This is a genomic window from Testudinibacter sp. TW-1 (genome assembly GCF_050613185.1).
In the GTDB taxonomy this organism is placed as follows: Bacteria; Pseudomonadota; Gammaproteobacteria; order Enterobacterales; family Pasteurellaceae; genus Chelonobacter.
In genome coordinates, this window is the sequence record NZ_CP192511.1 from 1,853,480 (window position 1) to 1,880,361 (window position 26,882).

Sequence of the window (26,882 nt, forward strand, 5' to 3'; positions counted from 1 at the left end):
ACTCAAAAAATCAAATTTCGTATGAAAATAAAGTGTGAATAAACAAAATGAAAATGCAAAAAAATAGAAAGTAATAATTGAAAAATAACCGAACCTATTGTTCGCACTCTTTTTGAATTTTTTAAAATAAGCAAGGTATCCATTGTTATACCAGCCGAGTAATTTTATATTGATTAAATGTGAAATGGCGATTGTAACAATAAAATGAATAGTCAAAAAGAGAGAATTATTTATCGCTATTTCTAAATAGACAATAAGATAAGAAAAAAGGCTCACGATTATTACCCAGGTGAGTGTCAAAAAAAATTTAAATACAAAACGGATATTAAAACCGCTCTCCATATCATCTAGCACCTTACGCCGGCTCCGATAACGTGCGGCGGCACTATGTTTAATTATTGGTATAAATTTTAGTATGCTTTCTAAGCCATACATTAATGGGCGTTCTATCAACATAAAACCAATTTTACAATGCAATCGCCAAGCAAAATAAAATAGGTAATTCCAAAAATATTTTATTTTATTCATATAATGAAATTTAATACCTCAACGCTTCCAACTTTTACAATAAAACTGTTTTCTTATCTAATAATCATAGTGGTAAAATTACGATAATAAATTTTTTTATCAATTCCTCACGAGTTTATAAAAGTGATAGTAATGCATTTATTTCTCCAATATACCATCAACCAAAAATTTGTATGATAATACAGACAAACCAATAAAAATGAATGTTAAGTATATTTTCCTTATGTTCTCTCTATATCTAAGTTTATTGAATGCAATTCTTATAACAATATTAATAGAAAGCAAGCAGAAAGAAGTTATGAAAATTAAAATGAGAAAAACAATTAAATAGAAATTCACTTTGTAGCTTGATTCATTTAAATAAGTTATCAAAACTAATAAAGTTGTAAAAATTAAAAATAACATCTTGTTTTTATAATGAAATTTGAATAGCATAGCCATAATTAGCATAAAACATAAAAATAATATCACTTAATGCTCCTGTTTTCTTTAAAAAGTAAATAGAGAAAAAGAACTTTGCTTAGCTCTAATGTGATGAGAAAGTAAAATGAATAAATGCTTACTAGATTAAAGAGCGATTTGAATGCGTAGATTGAATATGGAATAGAGGGTAGCAAACAGAAAATTCTAAGTGGAAGTTGGAACATGGCAAGATAAAATCCAAGCCATTTATCAGAGATGTAATAGTATATAGATAAAAATAATGATAAAAGTAAAATAGTGCTGGCGATAGGTAAAGTAATGGCTAAGCTACCCATCCTCTCCCATAATATAGATAAAGATAAAAGATCGCTATAAAAAGGGATTTTATTATCTTTGAAGGAATTCAAAAAATAAATGAATAAATAGAAAGTATCCAAAAGGGCAAGCATGGTGAGAATATATTTTTTCATACTTATTTACTTATCGGTTTAATCGTAGTTTTTAGGTATTTTTGATAAAATTGATAAAGTCCTATGAAATTAGTACCTTGTAGAATCATAATACTACAACACAAGCAAGCCCACGCACAAAACAATAATGCCATGCTTTTCATACGCCAAGAAAAAATAATAAAGACCAAAAATAAACTAATGAAAATCATCATACTGGTTAGAATTATTTTTATTCTATTTTTAAATTTATTATAAAATTCACGGGTGATAAAATTCTCTTCAATAGGAAGCGGTTTTATCTTGCTTATAACTCTTGTATAGAAAGTGTTAAACAAGATTGAGCAAAGTCCGATTACACTTAATGTTCCGACAGTCCAAAATATAAAATGATTATGAACTACCGTATTTAAAAAATTATCAACTTGTTTTAGAAAATAAAGTGAAATCACAACAGCAATATAATGCTTGCCGTTATTTAATTTGCTTAAACCAATATAACTACGATAGAATTTATCCGTATCAGAATTCCAGTAAGTCACATAGCCATTTTCTACTATTATTATGATGTGATTTTTCATATATGTAACTATTTAAAATTGAAATAACAGAATATAAAAACAACGATATTAATCAATGGATAACTCCTTTAACAAACATCATAAACAGAAAAAATAAAGTGAAAATATAAAAAATAGCAATAAAAATCCTTGTTCCGATTTCTTTGTTTTTCTCACTTATCCTCACTACTTTCATCATCAGCGGAGCCGCAACCATCAAGAATGTGTGTAAAAATAATAAAGCGAGCAACACTGTGATTGGATATATATCCTCTATCCGATTTTGAAAATACACACTATTCCGGCGTATGATCTCGACCGAAGCAAACAGCAGCAGCACCAAGATAAGCAATACAAGCCGTTTACGGTAAAAGTAACTGATTATCGATGCCGCAGCCCAAGCACAAAGAAAGTAAACTATCTCACTCATATTTATTGATTTCTCTAGGTTATTTTTCTCTTTCCTCAGCTCGTCGCTGTAGCTCTAGTCTGTTTTTTTCTGTTTTTTCTATAATTGCTCTCAGTCGTTCATTATTTTTTTGAACTTCAATATCTTGAAAAATATATTGTTTTTCAGATTGATAGACACGAAAAGCAAATAAGCTTAAGAGAAATATTACAATAAACCATACTCGATATCGCCCTTTGAGCTTAATCTCTTTGACCATTTGTTCGAGATAATAAGGCACAAAAGAAGACCAAAATGATTTTTTATCGAGTAATTTATTTCTGATTTCGAGTTGTTTAAAATAATCTTTCTCTTCATCATATTCCTTGGATTGTTTTAAAGCAATTACATGTTCAGTTGATTGGACGGATTGTAATCGGTATTTCTTCAAACAATTGCCACAATAGTACTGATTGTGTTTGATGAACAGTTGATTCAACACGCTCAGGCAATAAGGACAACGAATTTTATCTTGCATAATCATATCTATTAAAAACTCCCTAATGGGATTAAATAAAATAATGCCGACATTCTTTATATCGGCATTGAATAGTTCATTAGATAGCGGATTCTTGCTTGGCGTTATCGGTTAATTCTTTTTCGATAAGAGTGCGTAATATATCTAACGACGTGTCTTTTAATGGGCTGTTGGGTTCGGAAAATAGCTGATTGATAGCGGTTACACGTTCAGTGATATAACAATAAGTCGATTCGTCATAATTTGATGTCAAATTCCAATTTAAGAAGGTCACTAAATAAGAATAGCCGAGTTGTTCCCAACTTTCATAAGAGGTGGCAATAAATCGTGCTGCATTCCATAATGCGTTGCGTACGCTTTCTTCAGGGATATAGCCTAAAGTAAAACTTGAACGAGCAATATAAATAAAACGGATAATATCAAAACCGGCTGCATTAGTGTCTGTCTTGAAATTAACCGTTTTATAACCGAATTCCTGTACCGTTTTAGTATAAAGCACGCCTTTTTCAGAATCCAACAGATTATATTCTGCCGACTCTAAGGCGCTATGCCATAATGCGTCTATTTGCTCGAGTGCTGATGTTTTGCCGGTGATTCCCCAAGCATTTTCAAGAGGCACTTTTAAGCGATATTCCGCTTCTTTTTTGGTTAAATGGTGCATTCCCTCAATACTGTTAATAAATTGAGATCCTCCTCGTAGATCACCGTCTTTATCTAAACGGTAAGGGGGAATATAATTTGGGTTTTTAGCAAGTTCGCTTAAACTTTCTTTATCACCGATTAGTATTTGACTTGCTTCATAAAATGTGGAAGCTAAGAGTGCATACTCTTCTAATCCATTTTCAATTTTTACTTGTGGATTTTTATTGTTCAGCATGCCGAAAAAGCATTTTGACCGACTATTTTCTTTGGCGCTCAATATCCAAATGACACCCCAAAAGGTTTTCCAAGCAGCATATAAACAAAGAGCAGCGAATATACTGTAAAAAAACCAATGCGGTATATCAAAACCGAGTTTTTGTGAATAGAAGTCAAAATCAATCAACCCGTAAAAATACATAGCAAGTATGATAGCTACACCTATGAGTGGTTTGAAAGGGGCGAATTGTTTCCGATAAAGTTTGTTTTTTAAGCCCATAATATTTTCCTTAGGTCAAAATGGAAACGAGATAAGTAAGAAAAATCCCGCATAAATCGGGATTTTTCGTATCTTGCTATGAATTCGGTTTTTTATTATAGCTTGTACCAAATGCAATAAATCCGAGAATGCCGGCGAACCCTCCAAGATACATGGTTGTGTTACCCTCTCCTAAAACGAAAAAGAGGATAACTGTCGCAACAATTAAGCAACCCAAGGCAGCCAGCAATCCTTTAACAATATTGAATTTTTTATTCACGGTAGCTTGGCAGTGAGGGCAGGTTACTTCTTTGCGGTTGATGTTATTGAAGTTATTGATGAATCCCATTGATTTTTGGCAATTAGGGCAATTTAGATTTAACATGGTTTCCTCTTGTTTTAGGTTAGGTTATAGAATCAGGCTTACCAACAAAATTGTTGATCTGCATTATTTGCTTTTCGTTTGGCTCGAAATTCGGCAAGGTTTTTCGGATCTGCAAAATAAGCGTCTTGGTCTTTGAGTATATCGTCCAGTTCCTTTGCTGATTTTTTTAGGGCGGCTTGACGATCAGTATGCGGTGAAGGCAGTTCCTTCGAAAAGATTATTTGATAAGGATGTTCCCTTACCCAATTAATTGATTTTTGCTGAATTTCACGCTGTTTTTTGATATCGCAAAAAGCATAGGAGTTGATAAAACTACCTAACAGTTTAAGAAAACTGCCCATTGTTGTTCGGGTTTCAAAAAACATTTTATCCTTAATATCAACAACTTCCATTAAGGTGATATAGCGATAGCAAGGAAATTGTCATTGACAAATATTTTAATTAAATTCAATGTGTTGCCTTGCCTTGCCTTGCCTTGCCTTGCCTTGCCTTGCCTTGCCTTGCCTATAAAAATTACCTTTATTTACAAATGAAAAATCGATCTCTATCCGCACGCCGAGCAAGGAAAAGGGCATAGCAACACATCACCGAAGTGCGGTTAGGCGGGGAGTGATCAGGCTTTAACCGCACTTTGTTTTTTATCTGCGCTAAATCTGTTTTATCAATTTAGCAAAACGGAATTGGCTATTTTTCATCAGCCTATAAAATAAAAAATCATTCTCATTTGATTAAAATTTGTTGGATTTTTAGCACCTGTTATGATCAAAAGACGTTATCTGATATGCCTGTTATTGGTGCTATCGTTGTTTTCTCTGTTCATCGGTGTCAGCAGCCTAACCTTAGACGGCTTGTTGGGTTTTGATAGCGAACAGTGGCGGATCTTCACGCTGAGCCGTGTACCGCGTTTAATCAGTATTTTAATTGCTGGGGCGGGTTTGTCGGTGTGCGGCTTGGTAATGCAACAGTTGTCACGCAACCGTTTTGTGTCGCCGACCACCGCCGGCACCATGGATTCGGCACGTTTCGGCATTTTGCTTGCGATTATTCTGTTTCCGACAGCTTCAATGCTGACCAAAACCGCAATTGCGATTGCGGCAGCCTTTGCCGGTACACTGGTTTTTATTACGATTCTCTCCAAGCTTAAATTCAAAGATGTGATTTTTGTGCCGCTGGTCGGGATTATGTTCGGCAATATTATCAGTGCGGTGACGATTTTTCTGGCGATGAAAGAAGATTTATTACAAAACATTGCCGGTTGGTTGCAGGGCGATTTTTCGTTGGTGATGAGCGGACGTTATGAAATGTTGTATTTTAGTATTCCTGCGTTGTTATTGGTTTATCTGTTCGCCAACCGTTTTGCGATTGTCGGCATGGGAGAATCCTTTGCGGTCAATTTGGGCTTGAATTTTAAGCAGGTGCAATACATCGGTTTGGCGATTGCGGCGGTGGTCACCTCGATTATTATCGTCTCGGTCGGGGTGATTCCGTTTTTAGGGTTGATTATTCCGAATATCGTCACCCTGTATTTGGGCGATAACCTGAAAAATGTGCTGTCGCATACCGCACTTTTAGGCGCGCTGTTTGTGTTAGCATGCGATATTATCGGGCGCGTAGTGATTTATCCCTATGAAATTGCGATTAATTTAATCGTCGGGGTGATTGGCAGCGGGATTTTCTTGCTCTTGTTGTTTAAGCGGTTCCGTCATGTCTAATCGAATTAAACTCTTATTATTGCTGGTGCTAAGTGCGGTTTGTATCGGGCTGTTTTTGGGATACAACCTGCCGAACCGCTGGCAGTATGCCCTGAATTACCGCTTGATTACGCTGGCGGCGATTGTGCTGACGGCGGTGGCGATTGCGGTTTCGAGCATGATTTTCCAAACCTTGGTGAATAACCGTATTCTCACGCCAAGTATTTTAGGTTTGGATTCGCTCTATATTTTAATCCAACTGACGATCATTTTTTCGTTTGGCTCGCTGACGCTGTTGCAACTTGATCCGCAACTGGATTTTTTGCTGTCGGGCGGGATTATGACGCTGTTTTCTCTCTCGTTTTATTATTTCCTGTTTAAACGCGAACGGGAAAATCTATTTTTCCTGTTGTTGGTCGGCATTATTTTCGGCACTTTTTTCCAAAGCGCCAGCACTTTTATGGAAGTGTTGATCGACCCGAATGAGTTCCAGATTGTACAGGACGCCAGTTTTGCCAGTTTCAATAAAGTGAATCGCGACATTTTATGGCTTGCCGCTGCGCTGCTGCTGGCGGTGTTAGCCTATGCGGCACGTTATCTGTATCAGTTGGATGTATTGGCGTTGGGGCGCGATCAGGCGATCAATCTCGGTTTGGATTACCGCGCGCTAAGCAAGCGGCTGCTGATTATCGTGGCGGTTTTGACCTCCATTGCCACCGCATTGGTCGGACCGATCACCTTTTTGGGTTTATTGGTTATGAATTTGGCATTTGAGTTTATGAAAAGCCACCACTACCGTGTGCTGATTCCGGCGGCGGTGCTGATTGCCATCGTCACCTTGGTCGGCGGACAATTTATTGTCTCGCAGTTATTGAATTTTAATGCCACGCTCAGTGTGATTATCAATTTTATCGGTGGTATTTATTTTATTTATTTGTTATTGCGGAGAAGTCAGGCATGAGTCTTGAAATACAACATATCAGTAAAAAATACGGTGATAAAATCATTTTGAATGATATTTCGCTCACCATTCCGCAGGGTAAAATCACCTCGTTTATCGGTCCGAACGGGGCGGGCAAAAGCACGTTGTTGGCGATCATCAGCCGTCTGCTCACCGCCGATAGCGGCAAAGTGCGGTTAAACGGCAAAGACATCAGTGACATTCCCAATCAATAAATTGCGCAACAGTTATCGATTTTAAAACAGAGCAACCATTTGGATTTGCGCCTGACGGTGGAAGATTTGGTGGCGTTCGGGCGTTTTCCGTATAGCAAAGGGCGGTTGCGTGCCGAAGATCAGCACTATATCGAACAAGCGCTGGACTATATGAATCTGCAAAAAATCCGTAAGGTGTTTATCAACGAACTGAGCGGCGGGCAGCGGCAGCGCACCTATATTGCGATGACGTTGGCGCAGGACACCGATTATATTTTGCTTGATGAACCCTTGAATAATCTGGACATGAAACATTCGGTGCAGATTATGAAAGTATTGCGCCAGCTGACCGATGAATTGGGCAAAACCGTCGTGATTGTGATCCACGATATTAATTTTGCTTCGTGTTATTCCGATTATATTGTCGCTTTGAAAAACGGCTGTTTGGTGCGGCAGGGCGAAGTCGGGCAGATTATGCAAACCGAAGCATTGCAACAAATTTATGGCATGCAGATTCCGATTCATACCATTGATGACAATAAAATTGCCGTTTTCTTTAGAAATTAACTTAACAAACAGGAGAATTTATGCGTAAAACATTTCGTCGTTTCGCCGTCACCCTATTGGCAACATTAACCGTTGCTGTGGCGCAGGCAGCAGATATTAAACTGGCGACGACCATTGGCGAGCTGGACGTACCGAAAGATCCGAAAAGCATTGCGATTTTTGATTTTCCGGCTTTGGATATTTTAGACACACTCGGCAGTGAAAACGTGGCCGCGGTGCCGAAATCCACGCCATTACCGATTTATCTGAAAAAATATGAAGATAAAAAATATGCGGATATTGGCGGCTTAATGGAACCGAATTTCGAGCGTCTGAATGAAGTGGAGCCGGCATTGACCATTATTTCCGCCCGCCAAAACCAATTGGTTGATCGTTTTAAAGAGATTTCGCCGATCTATTTCAGCGACATTAAATATTTGGAATTCTATCCGTCGTTCCAACAAAATGTGCGCAATATCGCACAAATTATCGGTAAAAGCGAACAAGCCGAAACCGAGTTAAAAACGATTGATCAAGATTTGGCAACGATTGCGGCAAAAGCCAAGGGCAAAAATGCGTTGGTGTTATTGGCGAACGAAAGTAATATCAGCACTTTTGGCCCGAATTCGCGCTACGGCATGATCTACCAGGATTACGGCTTCGCCCAAGCCGATCCGAATATCCAAGAATCCCGCCACGGCATGAAGGTCACCTTTGAATACGTATTGGATAAAAATCCGGATTATATCTTCGTGATTGACCGTACCGCAGCGATCACCAAAAAAGCCGGCAATGCGGAAAAGGTATTTGATAACGCGTTAATCAAAGGTTCGAAAGCCTATCAAAACGGCAATATTGTGTTCTTGGACTCGGTGAACTGGTATTTAGTGATGGGCGGCTTGCAGTCGATGAAAGCCATGAATCAGGAAATGCTGAAAGCGGTCGAGTGATTGGCGTTTAAAGAGTAAAAACCATGCCTAGGGCATGGTTTTTTAACAAATAGAACAATATTGGTAGCTTAGCCCAAAATCTCGGCTAATTTTTCACTCACCGTTTCAACGGCTTGCGTGCCGTCCAAACGGAAATATTGGGTGTTGCCGTTTTTCGCTTCGGTTTGGTAATAATCCACCAACGGTTTGGTGGTGTTGTGGTAGATACTTAAGCGATCCAACACGGTTTCCGGTTTGTCATCGGCGCGGATAATCAACTCTTCGCCGGTTACGTCGTCTTTGCCTTCTTCTTTCGGCGGGTTGTAAACCACATGATAAACCCGACCGGAAGCCGGGTGCACGCGGCGTCCGCTCATGCGCTCGACAATCACTTCGTCGGCAACGTCAAATTCCAACACGAAATCAATCGCAATATTCGCTTCTTTTAATGCGTCCGCCTGCGGAATGGTGCGTGGGAAGCCGTCCAGCAAAAAACCGTTGGCGGCGTCAGCTTGCGCCACACGTTCTTTCACCAAGGCAATAATCAGATCATCCGGCACTAATTTGCCCTCGTCCATTAATTGCTTGGCTTGTTTGCCTAACTCGCTGCCCGTCTTGATTGCTGCACGCAGCATATCGCCGGTGGAAATTTGCGGAATATTGTATTTGTTCATAATGAACTGGGCTTGTGTGCCTTTGCCCGCGCCCGGTGCGCCTAATAAAATGATTTTCATAATTACCTCTTAAATAAAACAACGCTATAACATACCTTTCTGGCGGTAGAAACTCAAGGTTTGATTGGTAATAATCTGGTTTTTGTGACATATTTCCATAAAAACGGCATAAAGTGCGGTTTGGATAAAATTAAGAAAAATTGTTATCGATCATGATTTTGTTTTATAAACCGACATACAATACAAGCGTAATTTAAATTTGATTGCACATTAGGGGATAAGAACATGTCGATACCATTTCAACAGCGTGAAAAATTACTGGAGCGTTTTTTCCACTATATTACCTTTGATACGCAATCAAAGCCGGACGCGCAAAAATCACCGAGTTCTATCGGGCAATTTCATTTGGCGGAACAGCTCGTTGAGGAGCTGGAATTATTAGGATTAAGCGAAATTAAACTCAGCCGCCACAGCGTGCTGACCGCACTTTTGCCTTCCAATTGCGGCAGCACCCGCACCATTGGTTTTATCACCCACCTCGACACTTCGCCGCAAATGAGCGGTAAAAACGTCAAAGCCGAGTTGATCCAAGAATATCGCGGCGGCGATATTGCATTAGGCAAAGGCGACGACTATATCAGCCCGGTCGATTACCATTTTCTACATCAACTGGTCGGGCAATCGTTAATCGTGACGGATGGCAATACCTTGCTGGGGGCGGATAATAAAGCCGGCATTGCGGAGATCATGACCGCACTTGAGCAACTGATCCACAGTAAAATTCCGCATGCCAATATCCGTATCGCCTTTACCCCGGATGAAGAAATCGGTTTAGGTATGGATTTTTTCCCATTGGCGGATTTTCAATGTGATTGGGCTTACACCATTGACGGCGGCGAGTTGGGCGAGTTGCAAGCGGAGAATTTTAATGCGGCGTCGGCGGAAATTCGGATTCAAGGGCATTCCGTCCACCCCGGCACAGCCAAGGGTAAATTAATTAATGCACTGGCATTGGCGTGCGATTTTCATCAGTGTTTGCCGAAAGAAGACGTGCCGGAAAAAACGGAGGCGCGCGAAGGTTTCTTCCATTTGGATAGTATTGAGGGCGATATCGAACAGGCGAAAATGCACTATTTAATTCGTGAGTTTGACACCGAACGCTTTACACAGCGAAAGCAGCAGTTTCGCCAATGGGCGGACGAATTTGCACGGAAACATCATCTGCAACAGCGTTTACAGTGCGACATTCGCGATCATTATCAGAATATGTATGAAGTCATCCGCCGCACGCCGCAAGCGTTGGCATTGGCAAAAAAAGCGATGAAAAATTGCGGCATTACGCCGTTGGAAAAACCGATTCGCGGCGGCACTGACGGCGCCAAATTGGCGGCAGTGGGCATTGCTTGTCCGAATATTTTCACCGGCGGCTATAATTTCCATAGTAAATATGAACTTGCCTGTGTGCAGAGTATGCAAAGTGCGGTTGATGTGATTGTCAATATTGCCGCCAATGCACAAAATATCTAATGAGGTGACCATGCAGCCGCAATATTATATCGGACTGATGTCCGGCACCAGTTTGGACGGGGTGGATTTGGCGTTGGTTGATTTTCAGCAACCGGATACACCGCACTTGCTTGCCGCCGATTTTATGCCAATGCCCGAGGAATTACGCAACCGGCTGTCGGCGTTGTTCAGCAGCGGACAAACCAGCTTGCAACAACTTGGCGAATTGGATCATCGTTTGGCGTTATTGTATGCCGAAGTAGTCAATCGGTTTGTGGCGGAACAGCAATTAGCCGCCGATCAGATTCAGGCGATCGGTTGCCACGGGCAAACCATTTGGCATTCGCCGGACAGTGAGTATCCGTTTACCATGCAAATCGGCGACGCTAATTTATTGGCGGCAAAAACCGGCATTAGCGTGGTGGCGGATTTCCGGCGCAAAGATATGGCATTCGGCGGACAGGGCGCGCCGTTAGTGCCGGCATTTCATCAGGCGATCTTCAGTGAAACGGATCGGATTAATGTGGTGTTGAATATCGGTGGGATCAGCAATATTTCCGTGTTAGTGCCGGGACAAACGGTGATTGGCTACGATACCGGGCCGGGTAATGCGTTATTGGATGTGTGGATTGAACGCCATCTAGGCAAGCGCTACGACAAAGACGGCGCATGGGCAAAGTGCGGTCAGGTCGATCAGGCACTGCTGGAGAGTTTGTTAGACGAACCGTTTTTCAGTTTGCCGCCGCCGAAAAGCACCGGACGCGAGTTATTTAATTTGGCTTGGCTGCAACAAAAAATGCAAGCGTTACCCGCCATTGCCGCCGAAGATGTGCAAGCGACCTTGCTTGAATTGACCGTGCAAAGTATCGTACGGCAATTACTGCCGATCGCGGCACAAGCAGGCTTGCCGTGCCGCTTACTGGTGTGTGGCGGCGGTGCAAGAAATCCGTTAATCATACAGCGCTTAACCGCACTTTTAACCGATTGGCAGGTGTTGACGACCACGGAAGTTGGCTTAAATGTCGACGATGTCGAAGCTGCGGCATTTGCTTGGCTTGCTTATCAACGCATGCACAATTTGGCAGGCAATCTGCCGAGCGTCACCGGGGCGCAAAGTGCGGTCTCGCTCGGGGCGATTTATCCGGCGGAGAGATGATTAAGGGTTTAAAAGCGTAAAAAAGTAAGGGCGGATTATATATTTCTCTCCCTCCGTATACGGAGGGAGGTGTCCGAAGGACGGAGGGAGGCATAAAGAATGTTAAAAATGAATATGTTGCATTTTCATATTCCCCCTCCCTCTCCATTTTTCTTGCGAAAAATGGTACTCCCTCCGCACGCGGAGGGAGAAGTCAGTTTGTCAACAATCTCGGGCGGATATCTAATCCGCCCCTACTATACCGGTAACTTTTATCAATAATCTAATACGCGCCCTGATTCCAGAATTTAGAATCCGGCGGCAATTGTTGTTGCAACAGGAAACGTTGTTTGGCTTTGGCGGCAGGTTGCACTACCGTACCGGACGGCGTGCCGAAGGTGATACCGCCTTTCAGGAATTGCTGCACGCTGCCGGTTTCGAATTCAAACCCTTGCAAACCAAAACCGAAACTGTAACCGGAGGTGATCCAAAATTGCGAATTTTGCCGCACCAAATGCTTATATTTATCACTGATAATAATATCGACCAACACCCGATCACCCAGTTCGTTCAACCGGATTTTTTGCACTAAGCCCACTTCTACCCCGCGGTATTGCACCGGTGAATCTTCACTTAAATTGAAGGCGCTGGAGGTTTCCAAAATCAGCGGCATACCGTTGGCAAATTTGGTGGCATTGCTCATTTCTTTAATCAGGCGGAAGGTCTTGCTGGTTTCGCCTTTGCCGACCTCTACGTCAATATATGGCTGCAATAAGCTGTCGATATTATCGATCGCACCGGCGGAAATGCGCGGCGAAATCAGTTTAAAGCGGCTGCCTTTTTTGCTGATCAGCGCATAGTAATTCGGTTGGATTAATGCCTTGCTGCGGATACGGTTATTTTTCTGATCGAGATCGATCGACACCACTTCACCGATAGTCACGCCCATATAGCGAATCGGCATGCCTTTGCTCAGATCGCGTGCGTCGGTTGAGGTTAGAATAATTTCATTGCCCGCCGAGCGCGCTGCAATTTCCGAGCTGTAGAGTTGCTTGCTGTTTGACGCCGCACCAAAATTTTCAAAGCTGATCGCGCCTTTTAAGGTGCGCATGACCGGTGCGGCTTGAATGGTCACGCCTTTCGGGCTGATGTCAACCTGCGCCGCACTCTCGCTCCAGAATTTACTGCGCGCAGTCAATAAATTACGATATTGATTGTTAATAAACACATCAATCTGAAAATCTTTATCGGTCGGGCGCACGGCGATGATTTGTCCGACCGGATATTGTTTATACAGCACCAGCGAGCCGCTTTCGATTCCCGGCAAGGCGGCGGAACTGAGGGTGATATTCGGTTGCAGGTTGTCTCCGGTGATCCCGGCGGCGGCATTGCTCAGATCCTTATACAGCGGATAAGCGGACAGCGGTTTGCCTTCGCCTTGGCGGTTGACGGCGACCCGAATTCCGCCTTGCAGCCAGCGTTCCGGGGCGGCGGCTTCAAACTGAATCCCGTCCACGCCGATATTGACATTTAAATTAGCAGCGGCGACAAATTTGGTATTGGCATAAATCAGATGGCGATATTCGCCGGCAATCGCAATTTTGAATTCGACCCCGTCCACCGAAACCTGCCGTTGTGCGATTTCACCGATACGAATGCCGTTATAAAAAATCCCTTGTCCGACATTGACATTATAGGTTTCCGGCGCAGATAGCTGGAGCACGAGGGTATCGGGCAGACTTAGCAATAATTCCGATTGGGTCAGTACAGTAAATTCGGTTTGTGGATCGCCACTGCCGGCGACAAGGGTGAAGAAAGGACCTGCCAGCAGTTTTTCCAAATTGCTCAGGTCATCTGTCGCCAAACTGTTTTCGTTAATGGTGATCTTACTGCCGCTGCGCAACAGATTGCGCATATTGTCATTGACTAATAATTTGCCTTGCACGGTATTGTTGATTTCGCCCTCAAGATTGACATTGAGTGCCGACAGCGTGCCGATTTTGAAACCTTGATAATAGAGCGGCGTGGTATTGACTTTTAAACCGCGGATATTCGGCAGGGTAATATCGACTTCAATCCCGCGCTGTGCCGATTTCTCGTCTTTAAACAGCATATAACTTTCGCCGCTGACCGCACTTGGGCTGTCGTCCGGCGAGTCAAAGGAAACGCCACCGATCACCAACGAGGTCAAGCTGTCCATATCGACGGAAATCCCGCTCAGACTGATGTCGGTTTGCAAGCCGCTGCTGTTCCAAAAGCGGGAATCCTTTTTGACTAAATGGGCGTAGGATTTTTGGATCACCACATCAATTTCCACTTTTTGAAGCGCTTCTTTAAAACGGTAATCGGAAATCGAACCGACCGGAATTTTACGATAAGTGACGGACGCGCCTGCCGAAATCGAGCCTAAATTATCGGCTAACAGATGGACTAAAATATCACCTTCGTCCATTTGCGCCATCGGACCTTCCGATTCGGCGACAAATTCATCGGCACTGTCGCCGTCGCCCGGCGCAAGGGTGATATAGTTGCCGGAAACCAACGCATCCAAACCGGAAATCCCGGCAAGCGAGGCGCTCGGCTGCACCAACCAGAATTTGGTGTTCTCGCGTAATACGGCTTTCGCTTCCGGATTAATGCTGGCGGTGACGCGGATCTGTTTCAGATCTTCGGTAAATTGAACCTTTCTGACCACCCCGATTTGCAGCCCTTGATAGCGCACCGGCGTTTTATCGGCACTAATTCCCGCACCATTGGTGAAATAAATGGTAATGCTTTCGCCTTGTTCGTCCAAAATTTTGGCAAACAGGGTCAAACCGATAATCAGGGCGACAATCGGCAGTAACCAGAACGGCGAGATACTTTTTAAACGTTTCAGCGTGGCATTGTGTACTTTTTCCGGCTTAAATCCGGCTGCGGGCGGATTATTTGGCGTGTTGCTTGTCATATAATTTCCAAAGTAAACGGCTGTCAAATTGCTCGGCGGCAATCATGGTAAGAAAAACGGCGGCGCCGAAATAAAAGGCGGCGGGGCCGACTGAAAAATTAATCAATTGTCCGCGTGTCACCAACGACATCATCAGTGAGAGCACGAACAAGTCCAACATTGACCAACGTCCAACAAAATGCACCAAATGCAGCAACTTCATTTTTTTATGAATATTGCCGATTTTTTTGCGTTGTACGCTGATTAATAGATAAATCATAGCGAAAATTTTGCTGAACGGCACAAAAATACTGGCGGTAAACACCACGAAAGCCACGAAATAGCTGCCCATGCCGACGAACGTGATGACCCCGGAAATCAGGGTGTCGCCACTCGGTACGCCGTTAAGGTAAACATAAGAAATCGGCAGCAAATTTGCCGGAATCAGCATAATAATGCCGGCAATCAACGCCGCCCAAGTGCGCTGTAATTTGGCATTGTCATCAATATCCAACAGCGATTCGCAGCGCGGACAATACAGCCGCCCTTTGCTGTCGCGCGTACCATGCGCTTCGGCAAAGGTGTAGTTACATTGGTGGCAATGTTTGAGTGTCGTTTTTTCCTCTTCGTTCTTGGTCGGATAGCCGAATTGCGGATAAAATTCGTTCCATAAGGCAAGCGGATTAATCTTGATAAACAACAACGTGGTTAAAAGTGCGGTAAACACGAAAGCCAAAAAATAAATATCAATCGTCAGCGTGGCGTATTCGCGCACTTTAAACGCGGCGACACCCAAGCTGACCAGATAGACATCCAACATCACCCAAGGTTTGATATAACCCAGCATTAACAGCAGATTACGCGGACGATGCCGAAAGCGTTTGGCGATCCATAAAAACAGCACCAAACTGGCAAAACAGAGCGGCATGATAATCGCGCACAGCAACACCATAAAGGCGGTGTAAATATCATTGTTAGTGGCGATTTTCCATGCGCCTTCCCACACCGAGGCATAAACCGGCACGCCGAGCAATTCGATGCTGAGCAGCGGAAAGGTGAATGCAAACGGCATTAAAATCAGAATCGAGAGTGCAATGATTGCACAACGACGCAAACTCCAGCGATTGCCGGAGCGTAATTCGGCGCCGCATTGCGGGCAACAGGCAACCTGCCGTGAATGTAAACGCGGCACGCTGACCAGCGTATCGCATTCGTCACAGCGCAGTAAATGCTGTTGGCTGACTCGGGATAAGATTTTAATAATAACCGTTCCTGTAAAAATTGTGTTAATGGTCAATTATAATATAAAGCGGAATTGATGACTATAGCCGTGCCGGAAAGGAAAAACGGTGTAAATTCGAGAAAACAACGGGTTGTTATGCCAAATCACATGATTAAATGTTGTCAAGCAATCAAAAATTAAGCTAGACTATGCCCCTATCGACTTAGTTTCTTGCCGCGCATATCGGCTCGGCAAAAATTTGATAATACGATTCAGGAAGTAATAATTTCATGTCAGAACAACAAGTAGAACAACAGTTGGAACAACAACCAGTACAACAACAGCCTGAGTTACAAAAATTAGGCAACAGCAAAGAAGTGATTGCTTATCTTGCAGAAAAATTTCCGCTTTGTTTTAGTTTGGAAGGGGAAGCCAAACCGCTAAAAATCGGTATTTTTCAAGATTTGGCAACCGCACTTGAAGGTGATGAACGGGTCAGCAAAACCCAGCTGCGTCAAGCGTTGCGTCAATATACCTCTAACTGGCGTTATCTGCACGGCTGCAAGTTAGGTGCGGTGCGGGTCGATTTGGACGGTAATGCAAGCGGCGTATTAGAACAAGAACATGCCGATCATGCCGCCGAACAATTACAGCAAGCGAAAGCCAAAGTTGCGGAACGCAAAGCGCAAATGCGTGCGGCGTTAAAAGCCAAACAGGCGGATAAAAACGATAAAACGGAAAATGCGAGCAAAAAAACGGCAGCTAAAAAGGCGCAACGCCGTCCGGCTAAAGTCCATGTGAAGCACGAAAAAACTACCGGTGATAGCAACAAAGTGCGTAAACCCGAATTGAAATTGACGCCGATCAGTGTCGAAGGGTTGCAAAAAGGGCAAGCGGTGAAGGTAAAACTGGCGGAAAAAGCCAACTCGGCAACCGTGATCGAGGTGATGAAAGATTCTGTCAGAGTGCAGCTGCAAAGCGGCATGACCTTGAATGTGGCATTTGAACACTTATACCATGCAGAATAGCTTATTCGTATTTGTCGGCTAATCACATAAACATCGCGCTTGAGCAAAGTGCGGTGTTTTATTTATTTCGGGCTTCGGCTAACTACTAAACGTTTCTTTTAGGAATTGAGGATGAAGATAAAAAAATTACAATATGGTTTGTTTGCCGTGTTGTTTGCTTCCTTAACATTGACGGCACAACCGGTTCAAGCGGTGAAAGCGAATTTGAAATATGAAGATATTCAATTGCCGCAACCGGGAGAAACCCAGTCAACCGCGGTCAAACGCGTCACTGCACGCTTAACTCAATCGCATTACAGTAAATTTGCGATTGATCAGGCGTTTTTAGACAAAATGTTTACCCGTTATCTGAATTTCCTCGATTATAACCATAACACCTTTTTACAAAGCGATGTCGATACCCTGCGCGCCGAGGCGGACAAGGACTTACAGCAAAGCCTGTATGCCGGTGAGCTGAAATTGGCGTTCAAAGCCTATGAATTGATGACCAAACGCCGTTATGAACGTTATGTTTATCTGTTATCGCTACTGGATAAACAGCCGGATTTGAATGGTAATGATCAAATTGAGATCGACCGGTCCAAAATGACGACTTGGCCGAAAGATACTGCCGAGTTAGACAAACTTTGGTTACAACGCTTTAAAAACGATGTGATCAGCGAGCGTTTGAAAAACAGCAAATGGCCGGATATTAAGAAAAAACTGAGCAAACGCTATAATTTGGCGATTTTGCGTCTGAACCAAACCAAAGCGGACGATATTTCCCAGCTGTTCTTGAATGCGTTCGCCCGTGAAATTGATCCGCACACCAGTTATTTGTCGCCGCGCAATGCCAAAAGTTTTACCGAAGATATGAATTTGTCGCTTGAGGGAATCGGTGCCACCTTGCAATCGGAAGATGACGAAACCGTTATCCGTTCCTTGGTGCCGGGCGCACCGGCGGAGCGCAGCAAAAAACTGGCGGCAGGCGATAAAATCGTCGGGGTCGGACAAGGCGAAAAAGGCGAAATCGAAGATATTGTCGGCTGGCGTTTAGATGATGTGGTAGACAAAATCAAAGGCAAGAAAGGTTCGACCGTGCGCTTGGAAATCGAACCGGCGAAAGGCGGAAAAACCCGAATTATCAGCTTGGTACGCGATAAAGTGCGGATCGAAGACAATGCCGCTAAACTGGAAGTCAATAAGGTTGAAGGCAGTGAGATCGGCGTGATTAAAATTCCAAGTTTTTATCTGGGATTGACCGACGATGTGCGTAAGTTATTGGCACAGGCGCAACAGAAAAAAGTCCAAGCGCTGATTATCGATCTGCGTGAAAACGGCGGCGGTGCTTTGACCGAAGCCGTGTCATTGAGCGGCTTGTTTATTTCCGACGGTCCGATTGTGCAGGTGCGTGATGCCTATAACCGCATTCGTATTCATCAGGATCCGGATAGTGCGCAGGTGTATCCAGGTCCGCTGTTCGTGATGATTGATCGCTACAGTGCTTCCGCCTCCGAAATTTTTGCGGCGGCAATGCAGGATTATCAGCGCGCAATTATTTTAGGACAACAAACCTTTGGTAAAGGCACGGTACAGCAGAGCCGTCCGCTGAATTTTGTGTATGATATGGATCAGTCGCCATTGGGCTTTATTCAATACACCATCCAAAAATTCTACCGTATTAACGGCGGCAGCACCCAAATCAAAGGGGTTGATCCGGATATTACTTTCCCGTCGTTAATCGATGTGGATAAAGTCGGTGAAAGCAGTGAAGATAATGCTTTGCCGTGGGATAAAATACCGGCGGCGGATTACTCGGTGATGCCGGCGCAAAAAGCGAATATCGAACGTTTGATTCCGTTACATCAAAAACGGATTGCACAAGAGCGCGAATTTATCGCATTGGAAAAAGAGCTGGAAATTCAAAAAGAGCGGTCTGAGCGCAAGTTCTTGTCGTTAAACTTAAAAGACAGACAAGATGAAAACCGTACCGATGAAGCCCGCCGCTTGAAAGCGTTAAATGAGCGTTTTAAAGCCGAAGGCAAAAAACCGCTGAAAAATCTGGATGATTTGGCGAAAGATTATGAAGCTCCGGATTTCTTCTTGCGTGAAGCAGAAAAAGTTGCAGCGGATTATGTTGCGTTTACTAAGCAATAGTAAGCCGTCAATAAAGAAAATAAGACCCGTTGAAAATAATCAACGGGTTTTTATTACCGTTGCTCGCGTTTTAACAACGACAGGGTAAATAATCCCGAGGCGGCAAGCACCACCGAAGGACCTGCCGGGGTGTCATAAAGTGCGGATAGGCTCAATCCTAAACTGATGGCAAGGCAGCTAAACAGATATCCGATGACAACCATTTGCTCCGGTGTTTTGGCAAAGCGTCGTGCCGTAGCCGCCGGAATAATCAACAACGAGGTGATAATCAAAGCCCCGACAAATTTCATGCTCAGGGCAATGGTCAAAGCCGTCATTAGCATTAGGATCATTTGCATTCCGCGGGTGTTAATGCCTTCGACTTGTGCCAATTCGGCGCTGATTGTGGTGGCGAGTAACGGTTTCCAAAACCGAATGAGCACCACTAACACGATTGCCGCCCCGCCGATAATCCAATACAGATCGTGGTAGTCCACTGCCAGAATATCGCCAAACAGGTAAGAAATCAGATCAACCCGCACATTATCCATTAACGCAATCGCCACCACCCCTAAGGACAAGGCGCTGTGTGCAATAATGCCGAGCAGGGTATCCGCCGAAAACGTGGTGTAATTTTCCAACCAAACTAATAGGCAAGCGAGCAGTAACACCATCGCGATAATTGCAAAATAGGGATTGATTTGCAGCAATAAGCCCAAAGCTACGCCCAACAGGGAGGCATGCGCCAGGGTATCGCCGAAATAGGACATTTTGCGCCAAACCACAAAAGCGCCGAGAGGCGAGGTCAGCAACGATAAAATCATGCCGCAGATCCAAGCGGGCAGGAGAATTTCAAACATGGGCTATATCCTAATTGTGGGTGTGGTGGCAATGGGCAGAAACGCTTTCATTGCTACAACAGACATCGCCGTGTAAATTGTGTTTATGATTATGGCGGTGAGTGTAAAGTGCGAAGCTTTGTGCAAATTGATCACCGAAATATTGAATAAATTCAGGATGTTCGGATACTATTTCCGGCGTGCCGGCGCAGCACAAATGTTGGTTAATGCACAATACTTGGTCGGTGTTTGCCATCACCAAATGCAAATCATGCGATACCATTAGCACCGCACAGTGAATTCTGCTTTTACTTTGGTTAATAAGCTGATACAGTTCCGCCTGACCGGCAATATCGACGCCTTGCACCGGTTCGTCCAACACTAATAATTCCGGTTGGTTGAGTAACGCGCGCGCTAACAATACGCGCTGCATTTCACCGCCGGAGAGTTTGTGCATGCTTTGTTGTGCCAGACGTTGAATCGAAAGCTGCTGCAAAATTTGTTGTAGTTGCTCGGCTTGCACGCCTTGTTTAAGGGATAAAAATTTTGCTACGGTCAACGGCAAGGTATGATCGAGATACATTTTTTGCGGTACATAGCCGATCCGTAGCTTGGCTTTGGATTTCACCGTGCCGCTATTCGGGCGGATTAACTTGAGCAAGACCTTCAATAGGGTCGATTTGCCGCCGCCGTTAGGGCCGACAATGGTCGTCACCGAATCGGGATAAAGTTGTAGATTGATTTTATCCAAAATAGGTTTGGAATCGAAGCTGACACAGATATTTTGTAGTTCGATAAGCGGTTGTTGCTGACGGTCGATCACAAGGTTGCCTTTGCTGCTGATAAAGAGTAGCAGAATAGCGGATTTTACCGAGGCACACAATATGCAACCGCAATACGTCCGCAATAGGCATGAAAAAGCGCTTGAACTTTTCTGATTGCCGTTTTAATCGGCAGATGAACGGCGAACCAAGAACTTTTTGAACTTTTTCAGTGTCTCACAACCATGCTTTATTTTATCTTTATCCGCCGTCTTCGGCGATGGAAATGTTTAAGAATTAATTATTGTGAAAAGTGTTATTTTAGCCAGGGACAGAAAAAGGCGTGTCCGCAATCGAAAAATATTGTTTCTGACAATATTCGTGTTGTTATGGGCTGTGGCGCTGTATTTTTTGTTGCCTAAAGACGGCAATGTGACACCGGATCCGCGGCTGGAGTCGTTGCCGAGCCAAACGGAAGCCGAAAGCGCTTATCAACACATTCAATCCGAATCTCCGGCGGCGGTTACCACGACGGAATCCGGCGTTTCGGAATCGGCAGGGACAGAACAGGAATCGGAACCGAAATCAAGCTCGACAACAGCGCTTAATTCGAGTGAGCAGACGAAAGCCCAACCGGCAGACAGCGCGCCGGCTGCAAACGAAGAAGATCCGAATGCCACCTCTTATGATGACGAATTGACCGCCGAGGACGATGAGGTCGAACCGGGTTCGGTCGTAGACGGTGAAGCGCAAGATACCGATTATTTACCGGACGAAGCGCAGAGCGCGCTGGACATTTTGTTGGATGCTGCCGACCAAGCATGGCGAATCAGCAATCAGTTCAGTGAAACGGTGGTGAAAGGGCAAAAACTGAAAGATATTCTCGATCAATCCGGTTTGGAGCCGTCGGTCAGCGCGGCATTGATTAAAGCCTATCCGGACTTGAATAATCTCAAAGCCGGGCAGCAATTTTACTGGATCTTAAATAAAGACGATCAGCTGCAATATATGAACTGGCTGGTATCGGATAAAGAAGAGCGGATTTACGAACGGCAAGCGAACGGCAGCTATACACAACAAGTGTTGAAAAAGAAAAGCGTTTGGAAAAGCGAGGTGATTAAAGGGCAAATTCAAGGTTCCTTATCTAACAGCCTCACCCGGCACGGCATTTCCGCGCGCCAGATTAATCAATTGGCGACCGCACTTCAGTGGCAAGTCAGTATTAAAGCCTTGCGCAAAGGGGATAAGTTCGCCATTTTAATGGACAGAGAATATTTGGGCGATAAACTCACCGGACAAGCACGGGTTGATGCGATTCACATTGTACACCGCGGTAAAAGCTATTATGCGATTCAGGCGGCGAACGGGGCGTATTTTAATGTCAACGGCGAGACCTTAGGACGTGGTTTCGCCCGCTATCCGCTGACGCGCCAGCCGAAGATTTCATCCCATTTTAATCCGGCACGCCGTCATCCGGTCACTAAACGGATTAGCCCGCATAGAGGGGTCGATTTTGCTTTGCCGACAGGCACGCCGATTATCGCCCCATCTGATGGCGAAGTGGTGAAAGTCGCTTATCAGGCGAACGGTGCCGGGCGTTATATTGTGCTACGGCATGGGCGCAATTATAAAACCGTGTATATGCACTTGAGTAAAACGCTAGTCAAACCGGGACAAAAGGTGAAACGCGGCGAACGGATCGCACTTTCCGGCAATACCGGCCGCTCCACCGGACCGCACTTGCACTATGAATTCCATATCAATGACCGCCCGGTCAATCCGATGACAGTGAAGCTGCCGGGCAGCAACACCGGATTACCGGCGAAAGAACGCAAGGCATTTTTAGCCAAATCGAAAGAAGTCGTGCGAAAATTGAAACTATAGCTCCAAACCCCGCCCGCCAGCGGGGTTTTGTGTAAATCGCTCGCTTAAGTCCGATTTTTTAGCCGTTTGGTGATGAAAATTGACCGCACTTTTAAGTGCGGTCAGGGGCGTGTTATAACAAAATCCAAGCCAGAATGGCGACGATGATAATCGTGACGATCCCTTGCACCAAGGTTGCCATGGTTTGCGATTTATAGGCGGTTTCAACGTCCATTTCACTAAATTCCGCCACCACCCAGAAGAAGCTGTCATTGGCATGGGAGACGGTCATGGCGCCGGCACCGATTGCCATAATGGCGAGCACCGAACCGATGGTGCTGTCTAAACCGAGCGGTTGCAGTAGCGGATAAATAATGGTGGACGTGACCACCAGTGCGGTGGTGGAGGAGCCTTGCGCGGTTTTTAGGGCGGCGGCAATAATAAACGGCACTAGAATACCTAAACTCATGCCTTGCAAGAGCGATCCGAGGTAATCGCCGATACCGCTGGCTTTTAATACCCCGCCTAAAGCGCCCCCGGCTGCGGTGATGATCAAAATACTGCCGGAATCTTTCACGCCTTGCCCGATCCAATCGGTTAAGGTGGTTTTGCTCCATTCCGGTAATAAGCGGGCGGCAAAGAATAAGCCGATCAACAGTGCGGTCACCGGTTCGCCGATAAAATAAAAGCACTTCAATACCGGATTATCCACGCCGACAAACAGCAGTTTTAAGAGTGAAGCAAAAGCAATCAATCCGATGGGGACGATAATCGGCAAGAATGCATTCAAGGTTGACGGAATTTGTTTATACAGCGCTTGAATCTCTTCGTCATCTATCAATTTGGGGAGATCATCCTGTGCGCAGCGATAACGTTTCCCCGCCCATTCGGCATAGAGATAACCCGCACCGACCGCAAACAGGGCAATAACCAGCCCGAACAAAATCACTAAACCTAAGTTACCGACGTGTAGGTTGCCTGCTGCGGCAATAGGCCCCGGGGTCGGCGGCACTAAGGTGTGAGTGGCGTATAAACCGGTTGCCAGGGCAACCGACATCGCCACCGCCGATTTTCCGGTTTGGCGAATCAGCGATTTTTTCAGCGAGGATAAAATCACAAAACCGGAATCACAAAAAACCGGAATGGAAACAATGTAGCCGATAATGCTCATTGCCAACACCGGGCGTTGGCGGCCGATTTTACCGAGGACAAAATCCGCCATTGCAATCGCAGCACCGGTTTTTTCTAAAATCGTGCCGATAATGGTTCCAAGCACAATCACGATCCCGATATACGCCAAGATACCGCCGAAGCCGGTGGTAATGGTTTTGACCGTATCGGCAATCGGCACGCCGGAAAACAGAGCGATAGCATACGCCGTGAGTAATAACGCAATAAAAGGGTGTAATTTGTATTTTGCGGTAGAAATAACGATAAACAAAATGCCCGCAATCAAGAGAATAACCAGTCCGAAACCACTCATAAAAACCTCCCGCCTATTTTGGAGAATTCATTTGACGACCTTGATAGCCTGCCGCTGACAGGCTACCTGCTTAACATATCAAGGGTTTCTTTTTTTGAATAGATTTTCTTCTCGGATTTGCGATAAACTTCAACTTCTTTTTTTAATCAGTAAGTCAATGCCGCGCTTAGAACCATTCCGCCAACCACAACCGCACTTTGAGCCCCCAGTAAGTGCTCAATCCACTGGTGGCAAATTCCATTTTGCCCTGATCAAAAATAATAATCGTCGGAGTGACGGCAACCTGCCATTGTTGCGCAATGGCGCCATTCGGATCATTGACGGTCAGAAATTGGTAATCGTGTTCAGCGAGATAGGCTTGCACCGTTGATTTATCGCCGGAACGCAAGGCAACAGTGGCAACCGGCACGCCGTCTTTGGCGAGCGAATCAATCGCAGGAGAAGTATAGCGGCAATAGCCGCACCAAGTGCCCCAAAAATAGAGAATTGCCGGGCGGTCTTGGCTGAGTTGCGCTAAAAAGAACGGCTGGTTTTGCAAATCGTAAAGTGCGGTGCTGTCCGCATTATTCGGCACTTGCGGTTTGCGCAGCCAATCAACGATCACGCTCATCACAATCAAGGTGAGCACCAGCGACAGCAGGTTCTTGGCGATTTTTTTTACATTGATTCTCATTGACTATCCTTGTACTTTGCCAACCATTTCAGCGGCGACATCCCGACTTTAGCCGTAAAAACGCGAGTGAAGGCGCTGGCGTATTGGTAACCGACTTCTTCCGCGGCGATTGCAATCGGTGTACCGGCGCGCAGTTTACGTTGCGCCAATGCCAAGCGCCACTGGGTCAAATAATCCAAGGCGGAAATGCCGATGACTTTTTTAAAATAAGCGGAAAAATTAGAGCGCGACATGGCAGCCAGTTCCGCCATTTCTTCCAATTGCCACGGATGTGCCGGGTTTTGATGAAGTGCGGTCAGCAGTTTACTCAATTTAGCGTCGCTTAACCCGTTTAAAAATCCGGTGGTTAATTGCCGTTTTTCCAAACCGTAGCGGATAATCCGAATCAAAAAATAGCTGCACAAGTGGTGAATCGCAAGGGCTTTTCCCAATTTATCGACTTGATATTCTTGATAAACCGCGTCACCGACCGCCAATAATTCGGGGCAAGCATTCAGCGGCATGATCACACATTCGTCCAAAGCTTGGTTCAGCGGATTTTTCACCCCTTCGCCAAAATCAAAACTGATACATGAAACGGTAATTCCACTTTCATCCAACGGATTAATGCGGTGTAAGGTGCTGTTAGGGCAGAAAATCACGCAAGGTTCGTTGATGCGCTTTTGCTGGTGGTTGTTTAATAATAAATCGAAGGCGCCGTCGTGGACAATATGCAAATAGCTTTTATTCGGTTCGTTAAACTCCCCTATCCGGCAGAGTAAGCTGCTAAAAAAAAGGTCACTTCTGAAATTAAAACGGGCAAAAAACTCGGTTAAAGAATCCATTGGTTTCCTCGGTTAAAAAATCCGGACGATCGGTCAACTTGCCGCATGATGTTTTTCTTATACTGACCCCGAAGCAACAAACAAGGGGTATTTCAGCGGCATGAATGAAATATTCTTCAATGTTAATTTTGAATAGTCAACTAAAAGGAGTGATTTCCATGAGTAATGAGAATAAAGAACAGCAAATTGATACAACACGTCGCCAAGTATTAGGCAGAGGTTCACAAATTGCAATGGCGGCAACGGCGTTGGGCGCAATGGGATTAAGCGCGGCGGCTTCGGCGAGTGAAAAGAAAGCCGCTGACCCATATGCCGAACCGGAACAATACGGTATGCCGCGTCACGGTATGAAATTGGATAAAAAACGCGTCGCCTTGGTTGTGGTTGATCCGCAAGTGGACTTTTTAAGCCCGAAAGGGATCAGCTGGGGCGTGATGGGCGAAAGCATTACCCGTAACAACACCGTGCCGAATATCGAAAGCCTGTTTAAAGCGGCGAAAGCGGCTGATATCCCGGTCGTGGTTTCGCCGCACTATTACTATCCGGTCGATCACAGCTGGAAATTCGGTGGCCCGGGCGAACACTTCATGCATGACAGCGGTATGTTTGCGCGTAAAGGACAATACACCATGGAAGGTTTCGAAGGTTCAGGCGCGGACTTTATGGAAGAGTACAAACCGTATATCTATGACGGCAAAACCATCATCGCCAACCCGCACAAAATCTTTGGGCCGGAAACCAACGATGTTGCCTTGCAATTACGCAAACAAGGCGTGGATCAAGTGATCTTGGCAGGGATGGCGGCAAACTTGTGTATCGAATCGCACTTGCGTGAATTGATCGAACAAGGCTTTGAAGTGACGGTGGTCAAAGACGCGACCGCAGGGCCGAAAATTCCTGAAGGCGACGGCTACTTAGCGGCATTGATTAACTTCCGTTTAATCGCTAACGATCTGTGGACCACGGAAGAAACCGTGAAAAAATTAGGCGTTAAAATCTAAGGTGAATAGCCTTTAACGAACCCCGGCAAACCGCACTTTTGAGATGAATTTTGTTGTTTCATTGAGAAAGTGCGGTTTTTTCTTCTTATTTTTCAATTCTGCGATCCCCATTCCAAAAAAATC

Annotated in this window: 22 protein-coding genes and 1 pseudogene; 10 read left to right on the forward strand and 13 right to left on the reverse strand. The window is 44.7% G+C overall.

Going from position 1 to position 26,882, the window contains the following annotated elements; translation table 11 throughout:
* Nucleotides 1-1,423 precede the first annotated feature (1,423 nt).
* The 5 genes from ACQ31U_RS08895 to ACQ31U_RS08915 form a co-directional block, all read right to left on the reverse strand.
* Nucleotides 1,424-1,981, reverse strand: coding sequence for a hypothetical protein (locus ACQ31U_RS08895; protein WP_431051289.1), 558 nt, complete (start codon nt 1,979-1,981; stop codon nt 1,424-1,426).
* Nucleotides 1,982-2,409: 428 nt separating this feature from the next.
* A complete protein-coding gene (locus tag ACQ31U_RS08900) occupies nt 2,410-2,886 on the reverse strand; it encodes a hypothetical protein (RefSeq protein ID WP_431051291.1) in 477 nt (158 codons plus the stop codon).
* 79 nt (nt 2,887-2,965) lie between these two features.
* Nucleotides 2,966-4,024, reverse strand: a complete 1,059-nt coding sequence (locus tag ACQ31U_RS08905) for a DUF1266 domain-containing protein (RefSeq protein WP_431051293.1) — start codon at nt 4,022-4,024, stop codon at nt 2,966-2,968.
* 76 nt (nt 4,025-4,100) lie between these two features.
* Nucleotides 4,101-4,388 carry a hypothetical protein gene (locus tag ACQ31U_RS08910; RefSeq protein ID WP_431051295.1) on the reverse strand — a complete coding sequence of 96 codons (288 nt, stop codon included), beginning with the start codon at nt 4,386-4,388 and terminating at the stop codon, nt 4,101-4,103.
* Nucleotides 4,389-4,426: 38 nt separating this feature from the next.
* On the reverse strand, nt 4,427-4,753 hold the full coding sequence (locus ACQ31U_RS08915; RefSeq protein ID WP_431051297.1) for a hypothetical protein: 327 nt from the start codon (nt 4,751-4,753) through the stop codon (nt 4,427-4,429).
* Between the two features lie 393 nt (nt 4,754-5,146).
* On the opposite strand from ACQ31U_RS08915, the gene ACQ31U_RS08920 reads away from it, so the two are divergent.
* The 4 genes and pseudogenes from ACQ31U_RS08920 (at nt 5,147) to ACQ31U_RS08935 (ending at nt 8,730) form a co-directional block, all read left to right on the forward strand.
* Nucleotides 5,147-6,100 (forward strand): ABC transporter permease, encoded by a 954-nt coding sequence (locus tag ACQ31U_RS08920; protein WP_431051299.1) that lies wholly within the window; start codon nt 5,147-5,149, stop codon nt 6,098-6,100.
* Nucleotides 6,093-7,040 carry an iron chelate uptake ABC transporter family permease subunit gene (locus ACQ31U_RS08925; protein WP_431051301.1) on the forward strand — a complete coding sequence of 316 codons (948 nt, stop codon included), beginning with the start codon at nt 6,093-6,095 and terminating at the stop codon, nt 7,038-7,040. Before ACQ31U_RS08920 ends, ACQ31U_RS08925 begins: the two co-directional genes overlap by 8 nt.
* Nucleotides 7,037-7,801, forward strand: a pseudogene (locus ACQ31U_RS08930) (ABC transporter ATP-binding protein). Before ACQ31U_RS08925 ends, ACQ31U_RS08930 begins: the two are co-directional and overlap by 4 nt.
* A 20-nt stretch (nt 7,802-7,821) precedes the next feature.
* The gene (locus ACQ31U_RS08935; protein ID WP_431051303.1) at nt 7,822-8,730 is read left to right on the forward strand and encodes a siderophore ABC transporter substrate-binding protein; all 909 of its coding nucleotides are present in this window, start codon (nt 7,822-7,824) and stop codon (nt 8,728-8,730) included.
* Between the two features lie 68 nt (nt 8,731-8,798).
* Here the strand turns inward: ACQ31U_RS08935 and adk are convergent, their stop codons facing one another.
* Nucleotides 8,799-9,443 (reverse strand): adenylate kinase, encoded by a 645-nt coding sequence (gene adk, locus ACQ31U_RS08940; RefSeq protein ID WP_431051305.1) that lies wholly within the window; start codon nt 9,441-9,443, stop codon nt 8,799-8,801.
* 225 nt (nt 9,444-9,668) lie between these two features.
* On the opposite strand from adk, the gene pepT reads away from it, so the two are divergent.
* Nucleotides 9,669-10,910, forward strand: coding sequence for a peptidase T (pepT, locus tag ACQ31U_RS08945; protein WP_431051307.1), 1,242 nt, complete (start codon nt 9,669-9,671; stop codon nt 10,908-10,910).
* 10 nt (nt 10,911-10,920) lie between these two features.
* Nucleotides 10,921-12,045, forward strand: a complete 1,125-nt coding sequence (locus tag ACQ31U_RS08950; protein ID WP_431051309.1) for an anhydro-N-acetylmuramic acid kinase — start codon at nt 10,921-10,923, stop codon at nt 12,043-12,045.
* A gap of 262 nt (nt 12,046-12,307) precedes the next feature.
* Here ACQ31U_RS08950 and ACQ31U_RS08955 read toward each other — a convergent pair whose 3' ends face one another.
* A complete protein-coding gene (locus tag ACQ31U_RS08955) occupies nt 12,308-14,971 on the reverse strand; it encodes an MlaD family protein (protein WP_431051311.1) in 2,664 nt (887 codons plus the stop codon).
* Nucleotides 14,949-16,214 (reverse strand): PqiA/YebS family transporter subunit, encoded by a 1,266-nt coding sequence (locus tag ACQ31U_RS08960; protein WP_431054317.1) that lies wholly within the window; start codon nt 16,212-16,214, stop codon nt 14,949-14,951. The genes ACQ31U_RS08955 and ACQ31U_RS08960 overlap by 23 nt, the downstream gene beginning before the upstream one ends.
* A 248-nt stretch (nt 16,215-16,462) precedes the next feature.
* Between ACQ31U_RS08960 and proQ the strand changes: the two genes are divergently transcribed.
* Nucleotides 16,463-17,200, forward strand: a complete 738-nt coding sequence (gene proQ, locus ACQ31U_RS08965; RefSeq protein WP_431051312.1) for an RNA chaperone ProQ — start codon at nt 16,463-16,465, stop codon at nt 17,198-17,200.
* A 111-nt stretch (nt 17,201-17,311) separates the two neighbouring features.
* On the forward strand, nt 17,312-19,336 hold the full coding sequence (prc, locus tag ACQ31U_RS08970; RefSeq protein ID WP_431051314.1) for a carboxy terminal-processing peptidase: 2,025 nt from the start codon (nt 17,312-17,314) through the stop codon (nt 19,334-19,336).
* A gap of 53 nt (nt 19,337-19,389) precedes the next feature.
* On the opposite strand, the gene znuB is transcribed toward prc, so the two are convergent.
* Together znuB and znuC are read right to left on the reverse strand one after the other, a co-directional pair.
* On the reverse strand, nt 19,390-20,175 hold the full coding sequence (gene znuB / locus ACQ31U_RS08975) for a zinc ABC transporter permease subunit ZnuB (protein WP_431051316.1): 786 nt from the start codon (nt 20,173-20,175) through the stop codon (nt 19,390-19,392).
* A 10-nt stretch (nt 20,176-20,185) separates the two neighbouring features.
* Nucleotides 20,186-20,974, reverse strand: coding sequence for a zinc ABC transporter ATP-binding protein ZnuC (znuC, locus tag ACQ31U_RS08980; protein WP_431054318.1), 789 nt, complete (start codon nt 20,972-20,974; stop codon nt 20,186-20,188).
* 247 nt (nt 20,975-21,221) lie between these two features.
* On the opposite strand from znuC, the gene mepM reads away from it, so the two are divergent.
* A complete protein-coding gene (mepM, locus tag ACQ31U_RS08985; protein WP_431051318.1) occupies nt 21,222-22,799 on the forward strand; it encodes a murein DD-endopeptidase MepM in 1,578 nt (525 codons plus the stop codon).
* A gap of 112 nt (nt 22,800-22,911) precedes the next feature.
* Here the strand turns inward: mepM and ACQ31U_RS08990 are convergent, their stop codons facing one another.
* The 3 genes from ACQ31U_RS08990 to ACQ31U_RS09000 form a co-directional block, all read right to left on the reverse strand.
* Complete coding sequence (locus ACQ31U_RS08990; RefSeq protein ID WP_431051320.1) at nt 22,912-24,261, reverse strand: GntP family permease; 1,350 nt, start codon at nt 24,259-24,261, stop codon at nt 22,912-22,914.
* Nucleotides 24,262-24,427: 166 nt separating this feature from the next.
* Entirely contained in the window at nt 24,428-24,928 is a 501-nt protein-coding gene (locus ACQ31U_RS08995; protein ID WP_431054319.1) for a protein disulfide oxidoreductase, read from the reverse strand.
* Nucleotides 24,929-24,930: 2 nt separating this feature from the next.
* On the reverse strand, nt 24,931-25,758 hold the full coding sequence (locus ACQ31U_RS09000) for a helix-turn-helix domain-containing protein (RefSeq protein ID WP_431051322.1): 828 nt from the start codon (nt 25,756-25,758) through the stop codon (nt 24,931-24,933).
* A gap of 158 nt (nt 25,759-25,916) precedes the next feature.
* Between ACQ31U_RS09000 and ACQ31U_RS09005 the strand changes: the two genes are divergently transcribed.
* Entirely contained in the window at nt 25,917-26,759 is an 843-nt protein-coding gene (locus ACQ31U_RS09005; RefSeq protein WP_431051324.1) for a cysteine hydrolase, read from the forward strand.
* Nucleotides 26,760-26,882: the final 123 nt, after the last annotated feature.